This window comes from Ruegeria sp. ABM4_193, assembly GCF_056158705.1.
The window spans coordinates 1,444,416-1,463,352 of record NZ_JBSWTT010000001.1; the positions used below are offsets into that span (position 1 = coordinate 1,444,416).

An 18,937-nucleotide genomic window follows, 5' to 3' on the forward strand; every position below is an offset into this window, starting at 1 on the left:
TGGGTGGCCGTTTTTTGCTTTGCCTCTTCAGATTGAGGCCTTGTCAGCCGAGCTGAACCAGCGCGTGGCGCTTTTTGCCAGCGCTCAGCTTGATGGGCGATGACAGCGCGCCTGCGTCGATCATCAGCCCTGCATCGGTCAGCGGCGCATCATCCAGCTTGGCCCCGTTCTCGGCGATCAGGCGCTTGGCCTCTTTGCCGGATTTTGCCAAACCCGATTTGACGATGATCTGCACGATGGACATGCCGTCACCCAACTCATCAGGGCTGAGGGTCAATGTTGGCAGATCTCCACCAACGCCGCCTTTCTCGAACACTTCACGCGCGGTCGCTTCGGCGTTGGCCGCAGCCTGCGCGCCATGCAGCAGGGTTGTGACTTCATTGGCCAGACGGATTTTGGCTTCATTGATCTCGGACCCGGCAAGGGCGCCCAGACGGTCGCACTCATCCACCGGCAATTCAGTGTAGAGCTTCAGAAACCGGCCCACATCCGCGTCGGTGGTGTTGCGCCAGAACTGCCAGAACTCATAGGGCGAGCGCATCTCGGCGTTCAGCCAGACCGCACCGTCCTGAGACTTACCCATTTTCTTGCCGTCACTGGTGGTCAGCAGAGGCGAGGTCAGGCCGTAGATCTCGTGATCCAGCACGCGGCGGGTCAGGTCGATGCCGTTGACGATGTTGCCCCACTGATCCGAGCCGCCCATCTGCAGAACGCAGCCATAGCGGCGGTTCAGTTCCAGGAAGTCATAAGCCTGAAGGATCATGTAGTTAAACTCGAGGAAGCTCAGCGACTGCTCACGATCCAGCCGCGACTTCACAGACTCAAACGACAGCATCCGGTTGACCGAGAAATGGCGTCCGATATCCCGGAGAAAATCGAGGTAGTTCAGATCGTCCAGCCATTCGGCATTGTTCAGCATCAGTGCCTTGTTCTCGGCGTCCGTGTCATAGTCGATATACGCTGAGAACACCTTTTTGATGCCCGAGATGTTCTCGTCGATCTGTTCGGGGCCCAGCAGCGGGCGTTCATCGGCGCGGAAGGATGGATCGCCCACCTTGGTGGTGCCGCCGCCCATCAGGGTGATCGGCTGGTGGCCGGTTTTCTGGAACCAGCGCAGCATCATGATCTGGATCAGGCTGCCCACATGCAACGACTTGGCCGTTGCATCAAAGCCGATATAGGCCGGTTTGCACCCACTGATCAGCGCGTCGTCAAGGCCCTGATAATCGGTGCAGTCGGCGAGAAAGCCGCGCTCGATCATCGTGGCGATGAAATCCGATTTGGGGTGGTAGGTCATATCGTGCCCTTTGGGTTAATGTTGCGGGGCACTGTATAGGCGGCAGCGCGCAGGAGGAAAAGCCACCTTTTCATAAGTGTGCCGGGTGTCGATCCCGCCACGCGATTTGCGAAAAATGAATGCCGCCTGATGAGAACGCTTGCGTTTTTGTGCAAACAAAAGGCAGTTTGACCGGGCTGCAACCCAGAGGTGAACCCAAAGACCCGGATGTAGCGAAAAGAACAGCCAGATCAGGAGGCAGGCGTGAGCCAGACCATCAGCAAACACGGGGTGATCCGGGCACTGGGCGCAATGTCGGGGACTTCGATGGATGGGGTGGATGCCGCGATGGTCGAAACCGACGGGCACCAGATCATCGGGTTTGGGCAAAGCGGCTATCGTGCCTATACTGACGCAGAGCGCGACGTGTTGCGTACGGCGCTGGGGCAGTGGCACGGGCCAGATGTCGATGCAGCCGCCGAATTGGTCACTTTTGCCCATGCCGAAGCGCTGTCGGAATTTGAAGAGGTCGACCTGATCGGTTTTCACGGCCAGACCCTGGCACATGAGCCGCGCGGGCGTGGCACCTTGCAAGTGGGTGACGGTCTGGGACTTGCGCAAGCGTTGGGACGTCCGGTCGTTTGGGATTTCCGTAGCGATGATGTGGCGATGGGGGGCGAGGGCGCTCCGCTGGCGCCGTTCTTTCATTTTGCCTGCGCCAAGTGGTTTGGTGCGGATCGGCCTTTGTGTTTTCTGAACTTGGGTGGGGTCGGCAATCTGACCTATGTTGATCCGTCCTTTGACGGACCCGAAGCGCCCGGCGCGTTGCTGGCCTTTGACACCGGGCCTGCAAATGCGCCGGTTGACGATCTGATGCAAGCCCGGCTGGGGCTGCCGATGGACCGGGACGGGGCGCTCGCGCGGGATGGCACCGTCGAAATGGGCGCGTTAGAGCTGTTTCTGGCCGAGCCATACTTTGCCCGGATGCCGCCGAAATCATTGGACCGGAATGATTTTTCGGAAATGATCGGTCTGGTGCAGGAATTGAACGATGCGGATGCCGTGGCAACCCTGACCGGGATGTGTGCCGCGGGGGTCGTGCAAGGGATGGAGCATTGCCCGAAACCTCCGTCATGTGTGCTGGTCACCGGCGGCGGGCGACATAATCCGGTTTTGATGGAGATGCTGCGCGTGTCGTTGGACTGCCCGGTCGAACCGGTCGAGGCAGTTGGACTGGATGGCGATATGCTCGAGGCGCAGGCTTTTGCCTATCTGGCGGTGCGCGTGGCGCGGGGCCTGCCGACCTCGTGCCCCGGCACAACCGGTGTTCAGGCACTGGTCGGGGGCGGAGTGGTCAGTTCGGTTTCGATGAATGCCGTTGGGTAGCGTTACCCAAAAACAGTTCAAAAAAACAACTTGTTGTGCGACGGTTGCCTCAGACCCATGGATTGAGGGCAAGGCATTATGGCGACAAAAGCAGAGCTTGAAAGCGAATTAGAGAAATTGCGGCAGCGCAACGCGACGTTGGAGGCGCGGGTCGAACAGGACCCGAAGCCCAAGGACGCGCCCGAACGCGTCAAGACATCAGATGAAATCCGAAAGCTGCTTGAAGAGCATGGCATTGATCTGAGCAAGGCACAGTCCTTGGGAGAGGACGTGGTCGAGGAATTCGGCCGCCTGCAGAAGGATTATCCGATGACTGCGTTACTGATTGCGTTTTCGCTGGGATACGTAGTCGGACGCGCGCAAGGTTAGGAGGGACCCATGAGCAGATTGAGTAGAAATCTGGTGACGATCTATCGGACGGAACGTCTGATCGCCCGGCGCCGTCTGGCCGTGGTTCAACAGCAGACTATTTTGATGGGGATCGCGGGCATTGCTGCCCTGTCAGCGCTGGTGCTTGTGAACGTTGCTTTGTTCTTTGCTCTGCAAAATTCCATGTCTCCTGCCTCGGCCGCTGCATTACTGGCACTTGGCAATCTTGCGTTTGCCTGTCTGCTGGTTTTGTTCGCGCGACGCAGCAACGCAGAGGACGAAGTCGCCCCGGCGGTTGAAGTTCGCGACATGGCGATTGCAGATATCGAGGATGAGTTGGAAGAGATGGCGACTGAAGCGCGCGAAGTTGTGCAGGCCGTCAAAAGCATCGGGGCGAATCCATTGGGTTCGATGGCGACAGTGTTGGTGCCTTTAATCAGCATGTTGATCAAAAGCCGAAGTGGCGAATAGGGGGCGCTGCCCCCGCCGCGCAAGCGCGCCTCCCCCGAGGTATTTTCGGCCAGATGAAAAACGGATCTTATGAGTTGAGCGTTCTGGCGTAGTCTTTGGTGAATTCCGTGTAACCTTTGGATGTGGATTTCAGGTGCGCGCGTGTCCAGTTGTGCAACTCGGGCAAGTGGTGGAACGGGACGTTTGGAAAGGAATGATGCTCGGCGTGGTAAGGCATGTTCCAGGCCAAAAACCGTAAGACCCGGTTGGTAAAGGTGGTGCGCGAGTTTTCGAGCATGTTTGCCACCGGCGGGCAGAGGCCATGCTCGGCCAGCAGGTAAAGGCGTAAAACGGGTTGAGCGACTAGCACCGGAAGAAGCCAGACCCAGAACAGTATCGTGCTGTAAGTCAGGCTGATGAGCGTTAAGGCATAGAGACCAAGCAGAATGCGCGCTTCGACCTTCATCGCTTTGTGTTGGCGCTTCGGAAGGTAAGGGGCATCCAGGTGGCCGCGTGCGTTTTGAACCAGAACCTTTGCCATGCCGCTCCAATAGATCCATCCGCTCAGATATATCAGCAGGTCAGTCCAGTTGTCGGGGCGCGGTTTTCCATCCAGCTCCGGGTCGCGTTTGGGGTCGTTGGTCCATTTGTGGTGGGCCAGATGGAAATATCGAAACCACGTAAAGGGCAGGGCAATTGGGACCGAGACCAGATGTCCGACCGCATCGTTCAGCCACCCTGTACGAAAAGGGGTCTTGTGGGTGCATTCGTGGCTGAGGGTGAAGAGGAACACCAGCAAAACGCCTTGCGGCAGGATCAAAACCGGCCAGAACGGGATTTGCGCCACGATTGCGGCGCTCACGACCGACAACGCCGCCAGATAGATCAACAGATGGTTCAGCCCAGCGGAGTTCGACCGGCGTTGCAATCGGTCCTTGGTCTCAGTGGGCAGAGAAGCGATCAGGTCTTTGTGGTCCATACCGGCATCGTTAAACCCGGTTTGAGTCCGGTCAAGCCCGAAGGACTAACGACAAACCGGAGCGCCTTTGCGCTGGGCTGTGTCAAAGTGAAAATGTCCAACGTGATAGCGGTCGGCGTCCGGGCCGAGTACGGTACTAAACACGCCACAGGCACCGGTGTGCAGCTCGCGCAACACCGCACTTTGGGTCTTGTCCGTCCACCCGTCCTTAACGGTGATTTGTGTGCCGTCCTGAAGAACAAAGGTCGAAATATCGATGGCCCGCCCGCGTGCGTGCTGAGACAGACGCGCGCGTGGCTGGTTGTTCTGAGTTTTGCAGGCATAGTGCCCCACAACCCGCATCCCCTTGAGCCCGCCGCCCATTTCGGCAAAGGCGGGTTTAGCAACGGTTTCGATCCATGTTTTCAGCGTGACAGCCGTCTGACAATCCATCAGCGAAAACTGACTGAGGGCAACATCTGAGATTCGGTAGACCCGAACCGGTTTGGCAATGCCGCAGCCCCGGGCTTTGCTTTTCAGGGTTTTGCGCGTTTCGCCCAATATGGTCCAGTCGCCGCAGACGGCCCCGCGTTCGCGCATCCGCTCGCGTCCTTGTTCCAATTGCATGGCCGCGCATGGGGACAGGTCGTCGGGCGTCTGCGCGGCTGGTTCGGCGGTTGTGGACTCGTTGGGCAATGAAACATCCAACGGTTCGCCAGATTCTGCACAGTCCGGGCTGGCGCTTGCAATCCCTGCACTTAAGCAGAGAAAAAGGGCAGTCAAACAGACCTGCTTCATGCTCACTCGATACTCCGTCACACACGGTTACGGGTACAGGATGGTCAAAGCTGGGCCGTCTGTAAACTCAACTTTTCAGAGATTTCTTGGGTCGGGCTATTCCCTTGGGATGTCAAAGCCCGGCGCGGCCAACTCAAAACCTTCGAAATCAAAGCCGGGAGAGACCGTGCAACTGACCAAGGTGTAGTCGCCTGTGCTGCGTGCAGCCTGCCAATGGCCTTCAGGAACGATCAACTGCGGTGCGCCTTTTAACAGGTCAGGAGTCAGCAGATGATCAACCGCAGGCCCCGCATCCGTCGCGCTGAGCGACAGGACCAGAGGTGCGCCTGCGTGGTAGAGCCAGATCTCGGTGGCGTCGACCCGATGCCAGTGGCTGCTTTCACCGGCCTGCAACAAGAAATAGATGCAAGTGCCGGTGGGGCGGCCTGCGTTGCTGGCACGCCATGTCTCGGCATACCAACCGCCTTCGGGGTGACGTTGCAGGTTCAGGTGGTCGATAATGTCTTGTGCGGTCATAGGTGCCCTCTTGGTTCGGCGCGATTATGCACGGGACGATACGATCCGCTATGGTATTCGTGCGCCTGAACAATATGTAATGCGACATGACCCTGACGATCCCCTTTGATAATACTTATGCCCGTCTGCCGGATGCGTTTTTTGCGCGGCAGGCACCGGTTCCCGTGCGTGCGCCGCAGATGAGTGCATTCAACGATGATTTGGCGAAGTTGCTGCAGATCACCCCAGGAGATGTGCAGGACATGGCCCAGGCTTTTGCTGGCAATCGTCTGCCCACAGGTGCAGAGCCCATTGCGCAGCTGTATTCTGGGCACCAGTTCGGACAGTATAACCCTCAATTGGGGGACGGGCGTGCGGTGCTGCTGGGCGAGACCGTAGGCACCGATGGGGTGCGCCGGGACATACAGTTGAAAGGCTCGGGCCCCACGCCCTTTTCACGCCGAGGCGATGGTAGGGCGTGGCTTGGGCCGGTTCTGCGCGAATATGTGGTGTCTGAGGCGATGCACGCGCTGGGCGTCCCGACCACACGTGCTCTGGCCGCTGTAGAAACAGGTGAGACGGTGTTTCGCGAAGGCCCGATGCCCGGCGCTGTGCTGACGCGCGTGGCCAGCAGCCATCTGCGGGTGGGCACGTTTCAGGTTTTTGCGGCTCGGGGGCAATTGGACAGTTTGCGCCAACTGACGGAATACGCCATCGCGCGTCACTATCCCGAGGCTGACGGGCCTATGGGTCTGTTGCGGGCGGTGCGGGACGCACAGGCCAAGCTGATCGCGCATTGGATGAGCGTGGGGTTCATTCACGGGGTGATGAACACTGACAATTGCTCGATCGCGGGTGAGACGATTGATTATGGCCCTTGCGCTTTCATGGACACGTATCACCCCAACACGGTCTACAGTTCGATTGACCGGATGGGGCGCTATGCCTATTCGAACCAGCCCGACATTGCCGTGTGGAATCTGGCGCAGCTTGCGACGTCGCTGATCCAGCAGATGGATGATAAGGAGGCCGCTGTCGAAGAGGCGACCGAGATCGTCCATGCCATGCCAGAGCTTTTGCAGCAGAATTGGTTGACCCTGTTCCGGGCCAAGATCGGTCTGACGGCTGACGAAGACGCTGATCTAGAGCTTGTGACGGATCTTTTGAAACGCATGGCCGAAGGGCAGGCGGACTTCACCAACACATTCCGGGCGCTGGGCAGCGATACCGCGCGGGATCAATTTGTTGACCCCGCCAGCTATGACAGTTGGGCCGAGGGCTGGCGCGCGCGATTAGAGCGCGAAGCGCAACCGTTCGACGTGATGGCCGCTGCTAACCCGGCGTTTATTCCGCGTAACCACCGTGTCGAACAGATGATCCAAGCGGCGGTGCAAGGGGATTACGCGCCGTTCCATCGGCTGAATGCCGTCCTCGCTCGGCCTTTTGATGATCAGGATGACGACGCAGATTTGAAACGGCCCCCGGCCAAGAACGAGGTGGTGCACGCAACCTTCTGTGGGACATGACCCATAGGGCGACACTACTTTCGCACGATTTCCAACACTGCGGCGCTGACGATCAGCGCAGCGCCCAGAAACTCGCGCAGGCCAAAGGGGTCACCGGACAGCAGGGCAGCAGATGCGATTCCGACGACCACTTCGCTCATCAGCAGCAGGCCGACCCTTGAAGGGGAAAGCTTCGTCGCAGGCCAAATCGTCATGTAGATCATGGGCAGGACGTAGAAGGCCGACAACAGGGCCAACAGAAGAATGCGGATCGCTTCACTTTGCGCGATGGGTGGTAAAGCCTGCTCGGGCAGAGCAAGAAGGCTGAATAGGGACAAGATCAGCGCACCGAAAACAAAGGCAAAGACCTGCCCCGAAATCGAGATGCGATTGACACGATAAAGGCCCATAGAGCCCAGGGCCCAGCATATGCCTGAGGCCAATGCCAGCCAATCGCCTATGTTTTGCGGCCAGGGCACGAAACCCGCGCCGCCCAGAACAACAAAAAGGCCGCCCAACCCGCAGAAAAGACCAGCAAGGCGCGTTAGGCTGAGACGCTCACCCAGAAACAAAACACCCAGAAGTGTTCCCCAGATCGGGGTGAGGTAGAACAGCAGTATGGACCGCACGACGTCGGTATACACCAGGCTGATGGAATACAGGCTGAACGCGGCCCCTGTGAACATGCCGCTGAGCATCAGGTTGCGCCATTCCCGCACCAGCGTTTGCCGATCGCTCCAAATAAACGGAAGTAAGGCGATCAGGGCCGCGCAGTACATGACAATCCCGGGCCAGGGGCCGGTCAGACCCTGATCCAGAAAGAACCGAACCGGGATCCAGTAGAGCCCCCATAGCGCGCCACCCATGACCAGAACCAGGCTGGCGCGGGTGCTGTTGTCCGGCTGTGTCTGATGCAGTTCCATTCAGCCCCTCGAGTTGTGGCGGTGTCGCCGTTCCACTGCAACCGGATAGAGCAGAGGATCAAAAGGAACAATCCTTTGGTGATCGCTTGCAGGTCGTTTGCCAATTAACCGTGCAATTGGCTTTGTTTCTGTCCAAGGCATTCGTTCCGTAACCGAACAGAGGGGTTGCGCACCGCGCCAGAGGTGGCACATTGGGCGCAAGCCCATTGGTCAAGCCCTTATGAAACCGTCTTCAACCCTACGTATCGCCAGCTATAACATTCAAAAATGCCTCGGGCTGGATTTCCGGCGTCAACCGCAGCGCATCCTGCAGGTCATCGAACACATGCGGGCTGACATCGTAGTGTTGCAAGAGGCTGACAAACGCCTGCCGCCCCGCCCGGCGGCCCTGCCGCATTTCATGCTGGACGAGGCCGGTTGGCAGATCGTCGATCTGGGCGGGGCCGGAAGCCTTGGGTGGCATGGCAATGCGGTCATCTGGCGTGGTGACGGCATTGCAGTCCGGCAAACAGGGCATCACGAATTGCCGGGGTTAGAGCCGCGCGGGGCTGTCCGGGTCGAGTTTGACACTCAAATCGGGCCGCTGCGGGTGATGGGGATGCATCTTGGGCTGCTGCCCGCATCCCGTCGGCAACAGATTTCGCATATCCGGCGCTGTGACGACGATCTTGACCAGATGCCAACTGTCTGGGCCGGGGACTTCAATGAATGGTCACGACAACCGGTTCTGGACCATCTGGCCCCCGAAATGCGCTTTCTACCGCCTCGCCCCAGCTTTCCCGCAGCCCAACCTCTGGGCGCGCTGGACCGGATCGCGCTGGGCGCAGGGGTGCAGGCCACTGCACATGGGGTTCACGACGCGCGCCCGGCGCATATCGCATCGGATCATCTGCCCGTTTGGGCCGATCTGACACGTGCCGCATAAGATCAGCGGAAAAGCGGAAAACCCTGTGGCGCAAACGGCGCAGACATACTAAGACAGAGACCCGAGCAAGTCTGAGGGGCATCATGTCGGATACGATTATTGGGCGTTGTGAGGCCAAGGGCCTGCGCATGACCGGTCAAAGAAGGATCATCGCGCAGGTATTGGAGCAAAGCGACGACCATCCGGATGTCGAAGAACTTTATGCACGTGCTTCTGCCGTCGACAAAGGTATCTCGATTGCGACGGTCTATCGGACGGTCAAACTGTTTGAAGAGGCCGGGATTCTGGAACGTCTGGAATTCGGCGACGGCCGCGCGCGGTATGAAGATGCCGAGCGTGATCACCATGACCACCTGATCGACATGCAATCGGGCGAGGTCATCGAATTCGTCGACCCCGAAATCGAAGCCCTTCAGGAAAAAATCGCGGCAAAACTGGGATATAAGCTGAAAGGTCATCGGCTGGAACTGTACGGCGTGCCGCTGGAACAGGACTGATCCATCACGAAACGCGATTGATTAACCCACGTTAATTCATCAAGCGTGTCGGGAAATTGTCTTGCCCACGGCCGTCGCATCAGGTTGTTGTGCGCAATAGGCACCGGATGTGCCCTTTTCCTGTGGACGCGCAAATGAACAACGTAAACGGCATTCTGCTGCTCATAGGGTCGATGGCGGCCTTTGCACTTGAAGATATGTTCATCAAGGTCTTGTCGGTCTCTGTACCGACTGGGCAGATCATGGTGTTCCTCGGTCTGGTCTGTGGCGTCGTGTTCGCCATCTTGTCACTGGTCTCGCGCAAGCGGATTTTTGATCCGGTGGCCTGGCAATTACTGCCAATGGTACGCGCGGCAACCGAAGGGATCGGGGCGGTGACCTTTGTGACAGCACTGTCTTTGATTGATCTGTCCACGGTCGCCGCTGTGTTTCAGGCCATGCCCCTTGCTGTCACCATGGGGGCGGCACTGTTTCTGGGTGAACAGGTTGGCTGGCGGCGCTGGAGCGCCATTGGTGTTGGTTTCATCGGCGTTCTGATGATCATCCGCCCTGGTTTGGAAGGATTCCAGCCCGAATCCCTGTTTGTGGTGTTGACCGTCATTGCCATTGCCGCACGGGATCTGATCACGCGCAAGCTGGACGTGCGAGTGGCCTCAACTGTTGTGGCGATGCAAGCGTATATCGCAGTGGCGCTGGCTGGGGGGCTGTTGATGGCAATGTCTGGTGCATCCTTTACACCGCTTCAGGATGGACAAGCCCTGCCATATTTAGGCGCCGTAGGGTTTGGAGTGATTGGGTACTACGGCATTGTCACTGCAATGCGTGTGGGCGAAGCGTCGGCTCTTATGCCGTTCCGCTATACACGTCTGGTGTTTTCGATCCTTGCGGGGATGCTGATGTTTGGTGAGCGGCCAGATGTCCTGACAATGGCGGGCGCGACCCTTATCATCGGGTCCGGTCTGTACACCTTTGTCCGCGAACGGCGATTGGCTCGCGAACTTGTCCCAGCCTGATCTTGTTGGCGCAAACAGAATACTGTTAGCCCTAAAGGGCGGTAAATATGCGTGTTAGCGTTAACGGAAACGGTTTACTTTTGGGCCGGTGCTGCTATGACGCGTGCAACCGACTGCAGCCATAGGGACAGGCCTCATGAGCACCATCATCGACATCCACGCACGCGAAATTCTGGACAGCCGGGGCAACCCCACGGTTGAAGTCGACGTCATTCTGGAAGACGGCACCATGGGCCGCGCTGCCGTGCCGTCCGGCGCATCAACCGGTGCCTATGAGGCAGTGGAAAAGCGCGACGGCGACAAATCGCGGTACATGGGCAAGGGTGTTCTGGAAGCCGTTGCCGCCGTGAACGGTGAGATCGCCGAAGAACTGGTAGGTTTCGACGCGACCGAACAGGTGGCCATCGATCAGGCGATGATCGAGCTGGATGGGACCGAAAACAAGGGCCGTTTGGGTGCAAACGCCATTCTGGGTGTTTCGCTGGCAACGGCTAAGGCAGCGGCGGATTTCACCACACAGCCGCTGTATCGCTATGTGGGTGGCACCTCGGCCCGCGTTCTGCCTGTGCCGATGATGAACATCATCAACGGCGGTGAGCACGCGGATAACCCGATCGACATTCAGGAATTCATGATCATGCCGACCTCGGCCGCGAACATCCGCGAGGCGGTGCGCATGGGGTCCGAGGTGTTTCATACACTGAAGAAAGAGCTCTCGGCAGCTGGTCTGGCCACCGGTGTCGGTGATGAGGGTGGCTTTGCCCCCAACATCGCCTCGACCCGCGAAGCGCTGGATTTCATCCTGAAGTCCATCGAAAAAGCGGGTTACAAACCGGGTGAGGAAATTCACCTGGCGCTGGATTGCGCCGCGACTGAATACTTCAAAGACGGCCAATACGTTCTGGCAGGCGAGGGTATCTCACTGTCGTCCGAAGAAAATGCAGCCTATCTGGCGGCGCTGGTCAATGACTATCCGATCATCTCGATCGAAGACGGCATGTCCGAAGATGACTGGGACGGTTGGAAAGCCCTGACCGATGCCATCGGCGACAAGGTGCAGCTGGTGGGTGACGACCTGTTCGTGACCAACCCCGCACGTCTGGCCGAAGGGATCGAACGCGGCTGCGCGAACTCGATGCTGGTCAAGGTGAACCAGATCGGTTCGCTGACCGAAACCCTGCGCGCCGTCGATATGGCACACCGTGCGCGTTACACCAACGTTATGTCCCACCGCTCGGGCGAGACCGAGGACGCCACCATCGCCGATCTGGCTGTGGCGACCAATTGCGGTCAGATCAAAACCGGCTCTCTGGCCCGGTCGGACCGGTTGGCCAAATACAACCAGCTTATCCGTATCGAGGAATCTTTGGGCGAGGTCGCGGAATACGCGGGCGCGTCGATCCTTCGCAAATAACCCCTGTGGTGCTAGGCTGGCCCTTGGGTGCGATCCGGGGGTCACGTCTTGCTGAAGATTATTGAACCAGAAACGCCGGACCAGCTGAACGCGGTTCGGCGTTTGTGTTGGGACTATCGGGATTTCCTGCTGACGCTGGATGAGCGATCTGTCCGGATCGTCCAAACCTTCTATGCCAAGGAAAAATACGCCCGTTTGATGGACACTCTGGCAGCAGATCATGCACCGCCTGACGGCGGAATCAAACTGGCCATGCTTAGAGGAGAGCCGATTGGTTGCGGCATGTTTCATACAATCGCGCCGGGTGTGGCCGAAATAAAGCGAGTGTATGTGAGGGATACAGCAAGGGGATCCGGTGCAGGGCGTGCAATCATGCTGTCGCTGATTGAAACCTGTCGGGACCTTGGCTTCGATCACATCCGAATGGATACCGGAAAACCGCTGAAAGCAGCGACTCAATTATACCTGTCTTTAGGGTTCCGTCTGCGTGGTGCTTACTCTGAGATTCCAGAAATCGCTCGGGATCATCTGCTCTTTTTTGAAATGCAGCTCACGGAAGTCAAAAAAAGTAAAAATAACGATAATTGAATTTAATCAGCGTTTTACGCGCCGAAATGCCTTATTTTGTCCGCTTTAGATCTGCTTAAATTTTATTATGTGTGAACTTGTTACTAACTATGCCCGCGCTGAATCCCGTAACCTCAGTTCATTACAGAAAGGGGGCTACGATGTCTGTATCAAAATTCCTTCTGATAATCGCCGCAACGTCCATAACCATTCTGTCCGCGTGTGCGGGTCCGGGAACCTACCCGATAACCGGGGAAGAAGTATCGGCGAATGATCCGGTTCAGGACATGAATCCCGCCAATATCTTCCGGGGAGAATCGCGCTAAAGCGCCTTGCTCATCAGCATGTACTTTTCGCGGGGTCTGAACCCGGTACGCAGGTACAGTTTCTGAGCGGCCTCATTGGTTCTGTCCACTTCAAGATGAAGCGCGGTCAGACCCGCTCCGGCCAATGCCTTGGGAAGATCCAGCAAAACCTCGGTGGCGATGCCACGGCCGCGGACGGCAGGGCGGATATAGATTTCGTCTACGAACCCGTCCATGCCACCGAACTCGACTGACCAGCCGAAGGTGAGGATGATATAGCCCAACGGCGCGCGTCCCGGGCCAATCAGGTAGACACAGCCATGGGGGATGCCTTCCAGCAAGGGGGCAAGGGCATTTCGGGTTTTGTCAGCGTCCTGTTCGATCCGCGCCTCGGCATGAAACGCAGTGACCAGCGCCATCAGGCGGTCCAGATCTTCGGGGCGCGCAAGGCGCAGAGCGGCGCTCATAGTCGGGCCAGCCTTTCTGTCAGCAGGGCAAAAAAGCCATCCGCGTCGAGGTCGCCGACAAACAGCGCATTAGGTGCACGTTCGGTCACGCCCCACCAATCGGCGACGGTCATGCCCATGGTCAGTTCCGACCGGGTCTCAACCTCGACATTTACATGACGGCCCGAGAACAATTCGGGCCGGATCAGATAAGCGGTTACGCAGGGGTCATGCAAAGGTGCGCCCGCGCTGCCGTATTTTTCCTTGTCGAAGCGTTCAAAAAAGTCGGTCATTTCCGCCACTGCAATGCCGACCTTGTTTCCCAATGCCCGGAATGCATCATTGCGGGGTTTGGTGACCAGCGCTTTGTGCGTAACATCCAAGGGCATGACCACGATCGGTCTGCCGGATCGGAAAACGATATCAGCGGCTTCCGGGTCGACGTGAATGTTGAATTCCGCCGTGGGGGTGATGTTGCCCACTTCGAAATAAGCGCCCCCCATCAGCACGATCTCCTGCACCCGATCGACGATGTCGGGGGCCTTGCGGAACGCCATGGCGATGTTGGTCAGCGGCCCCAACGGGCAGAGTGTCACGGTGCCTGGTTCATGTTTGCGCAGTGTCTCGATGATGAAATCAACTGCATGTCCGTCTGCCAGCGGCATTTCAGGGTCCGGCAGAACGGGCCCGTCCAACCCGGTTTTACCATGTACATGTTCTGCCGTGACCAGAGGGCGGATCAAGGGACGATCACATCCCGCATAGACAGGAACATCCGTCTGGCCCGCCAGTTCGCAGACAATCCGAGCGTTCTTGGCTGTCAACGCTAGAGGAACGTTTCCGGCAACGGCAGTGATGCCCAGAACATCGATCTCATCCGGGCTGGCCAGGGCCAGCAGGATGGCGACGGCGTCGTCTTGTCCGGGGTCGGTGTCGATGATGATTTTGCGCGGTGCCATTGTGCCTCCGGGGTCTTGAAACGCGGACACTCGCAAGTGTCACCGCACTTGTCCAGCAGTTTCAGGCCCCGGTCGGCGCGTCCACCGGCGGGAGTTTGCCATTGGCGCGATGTTCCTCGGTTTTGACCTCGTCCCAGAGCGCATCCATCTCGGCAAGATCGCTTTGGGCGGGGGTTTTGCCCCTCTCGGCCAGACGGGCTTCGACCTGTTCAAAGCGGCGGGTGAATTTGGCATTGGTGCGGCGCAGGGCGGCCTCGGGTTCGATACCCAGATGGCGCCCAAGATTGACCATCACAAACAGCAGATCGCCGAATTCGTCCTCAAGCGCATCGGCGTCCATCGTGTCGCGCGCTTCTTCCAGTTCAGCCGCTTCTTCGGTGATCTTGGCCAACACATGGCTGGCATCGGGCCAGTCAAAGCCAACGCGAGCGGCACGTTTTTGCAGTTTGTGAGCGCGCAGCAGGGCGGGCAGGTTCGCCGCGACACCGTCCAACGCGCCTTTCTGTTCCTTGCCCGCACGCTCGGCGGCCTTGATTGCTTCCCAATCCTTGGTCTGCTGATCGGCTGACTTGTCGCGGGATTCGTCACCAAACACATGCGGATGGCGGCTGACCATCTTGTCCGACATGGTTCGAACCACGTCTTGAAAGGTGAAATGCCCGGCCTCTTCAGCCATTTGCGCGTGAAAGACAGATTGGAACAGAAGATCGCCCAGTTCTCCTTTCAGCTCATCATAAGCCTCGCGCTCAATGGCGTCGGCGACTTCATACGCCTCTTCAATCGTATAGGGTGCGATGGTCGCGAAATCCTGCTCGATATCCCACGGGCAGCCACTTTGCGGGTCGCGCAGGCGGCGCATGATTTCCAGCAAACGCTCGATACCAGCGTCGCTGTCGTGGATCAGAGGATTTTCGGCCATTGCGAACCCTTTCGTTCCGGTGTCAGATGCATCCATTCCGCAGTCCCGATCAGGAGTCCACCCCAGATGCCCGTCGTCAACCGAATTGCCGATTTCTCAGCCGATATGTCCGCATGGCGGCAGCATTTGCACACGATCCCTGAATTGGAGTTCGAGTGCTATGAGACAGCCGCCTTTGTGGCCGAGCGTCTGCGCGAGTTCGGGGTGGATGAACTGCATGAAGGCATCGCTAAGACCGGAATGGTTGCGATCATCAACGGGCAGGAGGATGGCCCGACCATCGGCCTGCGCGCGGACATGGACGCTTTGCCCATCGCCGAGGAAACCGGGGTGGAGTACACGTCGACACATCCGGGCAAGATGCATGCCTGTGGCCACGACGGGCATACGACGATGCTGCTTGGGGCTGCGCGCTATCTGGCCGAGACGCGGAATTTCCGTGGCCGCGTCGCGCTGATCTTTCAGCCTGCCGAGGAAGAAGGTGGCGGTGCTGGCGTGATGGTGGAAGAGGGCATCATGGAGAGGTTCGACATTTCGCAGGTCTATGCGCTGCACAACGCGCCGGGTTTTGCAGAAGGGGCATTTTATACCACGCCCGGGCCGATCATGGCGGCGGTTGATACGTTCGAGGTACATATCCAAGGTGTCGGTGGCCACGGTGCCATGCCGCATGAGACGCGAGACCCTGTAATGGCGGCCTGTGGTATCGCGCAAGCTATTCAGACGATTGTCAGCCGCAACCACTATGCCTTGGACGATCTCGTGGTCTCGGTCACGCAAATACATTCGGGCACGGTCAACAACGTGATTCCCGACACGGCCTATATCAATGGAACGGTACGCACGTTCGATCCGGCTGTGCAGAAAATGGTGATGGAACGAATGGAGCAGATCGTACAGGGGCAGGCGGCGTCTTATGGGGTTGAGGCGCGACTCGACTATGATGTCAACTATCCCGCAACGATCAATGATGCCGAAAAAGCCAACTTCGCTGCTGACGTGGCACGTGAGGTCGCGGGCGAGGATCGGGTGATCGCCAACGCAGGCCGCGAAATGGGGGCCGAGGATTTCTCGTACATGCTGCAGGAACGGCCCGGCGCGTATCTGTTCTTGGGGCAAGGCGAGGGGGCAGGGCTGCACCATCCCAAGTACAACTTCAACGACGATATCGCACCGGTCGGCGCGTCTTTTTTTGCACGTATCGTGGAAAAGGCGCAGCCGTTGGGCTGATGGGGAAAACAGATGGCACTGGAAGACGCAAAGAACCAAGTGGACGAGGCGTTCACCAACCCGGACCTTAAAGGGTTGTCTTATGAAAACACCTTTGGCGGGGCGACCTCGTTCCTGCGACGGCTGTACACCAAAGATCTAAGCGGCGTAGACATCGCGGTGACCGGGGTGCCCTTTGATCAGGCTGTCACCAATCGCCCCGGCACGCGCCTTGGCCCGCGTGCGATCCGCGAAGCCAGCGCCCTGCAATCGCCTGACGCGCCTTATGGATGGCCTTTTGATGCGCTCAGCGAACTGGCCATCGTGGACTACGGAGACATGGCCTATGACTATGCCAATATCCCGGCCTTTCCCGACACACTAACCGATCATATCCGCACCATTCTGGCGGCCGATGTAGCGTCCGTCACGCTGGGCGGGGACCATTATATCAGCTTCCCGATCCTGAAAGCCTATGCCGAGAAATACGGACCCATGTCATTGCTGCAATTTGATGCGCATACAGACACTTGGGCCGATGATGACATGTCCCGCGTTGATCACGGGACAATGTTCTACAAGGCAGTGAAGTCGGGGATCGTGGACCCGAAACGCTCGGTCCAGGTGGGCATTCGCACCACCAATGAGGACACACTGGGCGTCAACATCATTGACGCGCGGGAGGTCTATGAATCCGGCCCTGCCGCAGTCGCACAGAAGATCAAGGGTATACTGGGTGACAGCCCCGTCTATCTGAGTTTCGACATCGACGGGCTGGACCCAGCCTTTGCGCCGGGCACCGGCACGCCGGTTTGGGGCGGGCTTAGTTCCATTCAGGCACAGATCATCCTGCGCGACATTGCCGGTATCAACATCAAAGGCGGAGACGTGGTCGAGGTCTCTCCGCCTTTCGACACATCCGGCGCAACGGCGATTGCCGGGGCGCATGTGGCGACGCAGATCATCTGTCTGCTGGGATGGGATAAGCTGGCCAAAGCGAAAGAGTAAACCCGTTTGGGTACGCGTTAACTTCTGGTTAGCCATATTTCCGGTATGTGCTGGAAGACGTGATAAAAGGGATGGGGCGGCACGCGCATGACAGAATTCAACCAACCGGTCAGCGGCAATGACTTGGCGCGTTTCTCGGGGCCGAACACGTTTATGCGCCTTCCACAGGCCGCGTCACTGGCGGGGCTGGACGTGGCGGTGCTTGGCATTCCGATGGATATCGGCACCTCGTGGCGGTCGGGCACTCGGTTTGGCCCGAAACAGATCCGCAGTGAAAGCGCGATGATCCGGCCCTATAATATGGCCACGTCGGCGGCCCCGTTTGACAGCTTGCAGATCGCTGACATCGGGGATCTGGCGATCAATACCTTCTCATTGTCGGACAGCCTGAGGATCATCAAAGAAAGCTATGATGCGATACTGGCAAAGAACGTGATCCCGGTGGCGATGGGGGGTGATCATTCAATCACCTTGCCGATTTTGCGAGCAATTGCCGCCAAGCACGGGCCGGTAGCGCTGGTGCATGTGGATGCCCATGCGGATGTGAATGACGAGATGTTTGGTGAAAAGGAAACCCACGGCACCGTTTTCCGCCGCGCCTACGAAGAAGGGCTGATCGTTCCTGACAAAACCTTTCAGATCGGCATTCGTGGATCAGGCTACGCGGCATCGGACTTTACCGAGGCCAAGGACTGGGGATTCCGCCAGTTTCCCGCCTGGGAGCTGTGGCAGCAGAACCTGACCCAGATCGGCTCGCAGATTCGCAAGACCATCGGCGAGCATCCGGTTTATATCACCTATGACATCGATAGCCTGGATCCGGCCTTTGCTCCGGGCACCGGCACGCCAGAGATTGCGGGGCTGACGACCCCACAAGCGCTGCAACTGATCCATGCGTTGCAAGGGGTGAACGTGGTGGGCTGTGACCTTGTCGAGGTCTCACCACCTTATGATCCCTCGGGCAACACGGCGCTGACGGCGGCGAACCTGATATATGAGATGCTGTGCATCCTGCCGGGGGTGACGTCACGGTAAACTGTTCGGGAACGGGTTGTGTAGGCGCTTCATCCGCCTAGGATTTGCCCCAGAGGGTAAAGTGGGATGAAAAAGATGGTTCTTTGGGCAGTGCTCGCGCTTGTGATCGGACTGGGCGCTTATATCCGGCTGGCCCCATCCGACCCTGCGCAATGGAATGTTGCGCCGGTCGCACCCGTGGATCAGGACCTGCCCGGTGGTGTGGTGCGTGTTGTCGAAACCGGTCCCGACGGGCTGCAGCGTCTGGACCAGATCATCCGCGCCACGCCCCGCACAGCGGTGTTGGCTGGGTCCGTCGATGCAGGCATGATCACCTACATCACCCGCACGAAATGGATCGGGTTTCCCGACTACACCACGGTTCAGCAGCACGGCAACTCTCTGCGCGTTCACGGCCGCCTGCGGTTTGGGCGCAAAGATTTTGGCGTGAACAAAGCGCGGGTCGATGGGTGGTTGCAGAAGATGTAATTGAGTGGCGGT

The 18,937-nt window shown here is 58.4% G+C and carries 22 protein-coding genes; 14 read left to right on the top strand and 8 right to left on the bottom strand.

The annotated features are described in order from the left end of the window. Positions 1 to 43: 43 nt before the first annotated feature. Positions 44 to 1,297 carry a tyrosine--tRNA ligase gene (gene tyrS / locus ACXADZ_RS07250; RefSeq protein ID WP_171090519.1) on the bottom strand — a complete coding sequence of 418 codons (1,254 nt, stop codon included), beginning with the start codon at positions 1,295 to 1,297 and terminating at the stop codon, positions 44 to 46. A gap of 243 nt (positions 1,298 to 1,540) precedes the next feature. On the opposite strand from tyrS, the gene ACXADZ_RS07255 reads away from it, so the two are divergent. From ACXADZ_RS07255 to ACXADZ_RS07265, 3 genes are all read left to right on the top strand, one after another. After that, positions 1,541 to 2,662 carry an anhydro-N-acetylmuramic acid kinase gene (locus tag ACXADZ_RS07255; protein ID WP_475194343.1) on the top strand — a complete coding sequence of 374 codons (1,122 nt, stop codon included), beginning with the start codon at positions 1,541 to 1,543 and terminating at the stop codon, positions 2,660 to 2,662. A 78-nt stretch (positions 2,663 to 2,740) separates the two neighbouring features. Continuing rightward, positions 2,741 to 3,031: a hypothetical protein gene (locus tag ACXADZ_RS07260; protein ID WP_475194347.1), complete on the top strand. Its 291-nt coding sequence runs from the start codon at positions 2,741 to 2,743 to the stop codon at positions 3,029 to 3,031. A gap of 9 nt (positions 3,032 to 3,040) precedes the next feature. Continuing rightward, positions 3,041 to 3,502 (top strand): hypothetical protein, encoded by a 462-nt coding sequence (locus ACXADZ_RS07265; RefSeq protein ID WP_171090515.1) that lies wholly within the window; start codon positions 3,041 to 3,043, stop codon positions 3,500 to 3,502. Between the two features lie 67 nt (positions 3,503 to 3,569). Here the strand turns inward: ACXADZ_RS07265 and ACXADZ_RS07270 are convergent, their stop codons facing one another. From ACXADZ_RS07270 to ACXADZ_RS07280, 3 genes are all read right to left on the bottom strand, one after another. Then, complete coding sequence (locus ACXADZ_RS07270; protein ID WP_475194353.1) at positions 3,570 to 4,460, bottom strand: fatty acid desaturase; 891 nt, start codon at positions 4,458 to 4,460, stop codon at positions 3,570 to 3,572. 45 nt (positions 4,461 to 4,505) lie between these two features. Continuing rightward, on the bottom strand, positions 4,506 to 5,135 hold the full coding sequence (locus ACXADZ_RS07275) for an extensin-like domain-containing protein (RefSeq protein WP_475194358.1): 630 nt from the start codon (positions 5,133 to 5,135) through the stop codon (positions 4,506 to 4,508). A gap of 198 nt (positions 5,136 to 5,333) precedes the next feature. Beyond that, the gene (locus tag ACXADZ_RS07280; protein WP_171668399.1) at positions 5,334 to 5,753 is read right to left on the bottom strand and encodes a cupin domain-containing protein; all 420 of its coding nucleotides are present in this window, start codon (positions 5,751 to 5,753) and stop codon (positions 5,334 to 5,336) included. An 86-nt stretch (positions 5,754 to 5,839) separates the two neighbouring features. Between ACXADZ_RS07280 and ACXADZ_RS07285 the strand changes: the two genes are divergently transcribed. After that, positions 5,840 to 7,258 (top strand): protein adenylyltransferase SelO, encoded by a 1,419-nt coding sequence (locus tag ACXADZ_RS07285; protein WP_475194363.1) that lies wholly within the window; start codon positions 5,840 to 5,842, stop codon positions 7,256 to 7,258. A gap of 14 nt (positions 7,259 to 7,272) precedes the next feature. On the opposite strand, the gene ACXADZ_RS07290 is transcribed toward ACXADZ_RS07285, so the two are convergent. Continuing rightward, entirely contained in the window at positions 7,273 to 8,160 is an 888-nt protein-coding gene (locus ACXADZ_RS07290) for a DMT family transporter (protein ID WP_475194366.1), read from the bottom strand. A gap of 220 nt (positions 8,161 to 8,380) precedes the next feature. Here ACXADZ_RS07290 and ACXADZ_RS07295 point away from each other — a divergent pair, with 220 nt between their 5' ends. The 6 genes from ACXADZ_RS07295 (at position 8,381) to ACXADZ_RS07320 (ending at position 12,902) form a co-directional block, all read left to right on the top strand. Further along, on the top strand, positions 8,381 to 9,085 hold the full coding sequence (locus tag ACXADZ_RS07295; RefSeq protein WP_171090504.1) for an endonuclease/exonuclease/phosphatase family protein: 705 nt from the start codon (positions 8,381 to 8,383) through the stop codon (positions 9,083 to 9,085). A gap of 83 nt (positions 9,086 to 9,168) precedes the next feature. Continuing rightward, positions 9,169 to 9,582, top strand: a complete 414-nt coding sequence (locus ACXADZ_RS07300; protein WP_171090502.1) for a Fur family transcriptional regulator — start codon at positions 9,169 to 9,171, stop codon at positions 9,580 to 9,582. A 134-nt stretch (positions 9,583 to 9,716) separates the two neighbouring features. Then, positions 9,717 to 10,595, top strand: a complete 879-nt coding sequence (locus ACXADZ_RS07305) for a DMT family transporter (RefSeq protein WP_475194376.1) — start codon at positions 9,717 to 9,719, stop codon at positions 10,593 to 10,595. A 136-nt stretch (positions 10,596 to 10,731) separates the two neighbouring features. Further along, positions 10,732 to 12,009, top strand: a complete 1,278-nt coding sequence (gene eno, locus ACXADZ_RS07310) for a phosphopyruvate hydratase (protein ID WP_475194379.1) — start codon at positions 10,732 to 10,734, stop codon at positions 12,007 to 12,009. Between the two features lie 48 nt (positions 12,010 to 12,057). Further along, positions 12,058 to 12,597, top strand: a complete 540-nt coding sequence (locus ACXADZ_RS07315; RefSeq protein WP_475194382.1) for a GNAT family N-acetyltransferase — start codon at positions 12,058 to 12,060, stop codon at positions 12,595 to 12,597. 140 nt (positions 12,598 to 12,737) lie between these two features. Next, positions 12,738 to 12,902, top strand: coding sequence for a hypothetical protein (locus ACXADZ_RS07320; protein ID WP_171183540.1), 165 nt, complete (start codon positions 12,738 to 12,740; stop codon positions 12,900 to 12,902). Here ACXADZ_RS07320 and ACXADZ_RS07325 read toward each other — a convergent pair. The 3 genes from ACXADZ_RS07325 to mazG all read right to left on the bottom strand — a co-directional run bounded on the left by ACXADZ_RS07325 (position 12,899) and on the right by mazG (position 15,205). Next, entirely contained in the window at positions 12,899 to 13,348 is a 450-nt protein-coding gene (locus ACXADZ_RS07325) for a GNAT family N-acetyltransferase (RefSeq protein WP_171090492.1), read from the bottom strand. The two genes, ACXADZ_RS07320 and ACXADZ_RS07325, sit on opposite strands and share 4 nt — an antisense overlap. Beyond that, complete coding sequence (locus tag ACXADZ_RS07330; RefSeq protein ID WP_475194390.1) at positions 13,345 to 14,286, bottom strand: nucleoside hydrolase; 942 nt, start codon at positions 14,284 to 14,286, stop codon at positions 13,345 to 13,347. The genes ACXADZ_RS07325 and ACXADZ_RS07330 overlap by 4 nt, the downstream gene beginning before the upstream one ends. Before the next feature lie 61 nt (positions 14,287 to 14,347). Beyond that, positions 14,348 to 15,205: a nucleoside triphosphate pyrophosphohydrolase gene (gene mazG, locus ACXADZ_RS07335; protein WP_475198518.1), complete on the bottom strand. Its 858-nt coding sequence runs from the start codon at positions 15,203 to 15,205 to the stop codon at positions 14,348 to 14,350. Between the two features lie 66 nt (positions 15,206 to 15,271). Here mazG and ACXADZ_RS07340 point away from each other — a divergent pair, with 66 nt between their 5' ends. The 4 genes from ACXADZ_RS07340 (at position 15,272) to ACXADZ_RS07355 (ending at position 18,925) form a co-directional block, all read left to right on the top strand. Further along, positions 15,272 to 16,435 (top strand): M20 aminoacylase family protein, encoded by a 1,164-nt coding sequence (locus tag ACXADZ_RS07340; protein ID WP_475194395.1) that lies wholly within the window; start codon positions 15,272 to 15,274, stop codon positions 16,433 to 16,435. 12 nt (positions 16,436 to 16,447) lie between these two features. Next, on the top strand, positions 16,448 to 17,422 hold the full coding sequence (speB, locus tag ACXADZ_RS07345) for an agmatinase (RefSeq protein WP_475194400.1): 975 nt from the start codon (positions 16,448 to 16,450) through the stop codon (positions 17,420 to 17,422). Between the two features lie 87 nt (positions 17,423 to 17,509). Continuing rightward, positions 17,510 to 18,457 (top strand): agmatinase, encoded by a 948-nt coding sequence (gene speB / locus ACXADZ_RS07350; protein ID WP_475194403.1) that lies wholly within the window; start codon positions 17,510 to 17,512, stop codon positions 18,455 to 18,457. Between the two features lie 66 nt (positions 18,458 to 18,523). Beyond that, positions 18,524 to 18,925, top strand: a complete 402-nt coding sequence (locus tag ACXADZ_RS07355; protein ID WP_171090483.1) for a DUF1499 domain-containing protein — start codon at positions 18,524 to 18,526, stop codon at positions 18,923 to 18,925. Positions 18,926 to 18,937 lie beyond the last annotated feature (12 nt).